Origin of the sequence: Mesorhizobium sp. M8A.F.Ca.ET.161.01.1.1, from assembly GCF_004792105.1 — a bacterium.
Lineage (GTDB): Bacteria > Pseudomonadota > Alphaproteobacteria > Rhizobiales > Rhizobiaceae > Mesorhizobium.
The window spans coordinates 1-295 of the sequence record NZ_SRTD01000422.1 but is presented as its reverse complement, the minus strand read 5'-3'; the positions used below and the strand labels follow the sequence as shown (position 1 = coordinate 295).

Sequence of the window (295 nt, the reverse complement as noted above, 5' to 3'; positions counted from 1 at the left end):
TGCGGATGACCGTGCCATCCTCGATTTCACCTCCGGCCAGATGAGCGCCCTGCTCGGGCACACCCATCCCGACATCGTCGCCACCGTCAACCGGCAGATGGCGTCGGTTGCGCATCTTTTTTCCGGGATGTTGTCCCGTCCCGTGGTCGAACTCGCGGCGAGGCTGGCAGCCCTCGCGCCCGGTCTCGACCGGGTACAATTGCTGACCACGGGCGCCGAATCCAACGAGGCGGCCATCCGTATGGCGAAGCTCGTCACCGGTGGTCACGAGATCGTCGCTTTCGCCCAGAGCTGG

General features: G+C 65.4%; 1 protein-coding gene. It reads left to right on the top strand.

The window, feature by feature from the left end; translation table 11 throughout:
• Positions 1 to 295 (top strand): aminotransferase class III-fold pyridoxal phosphate-dependent enzyme (locus tag EN804_RS36365; RefSeq protein ID WP_135922424.1); only part of this gene is annotated, 295 nt, incomplete at both ends.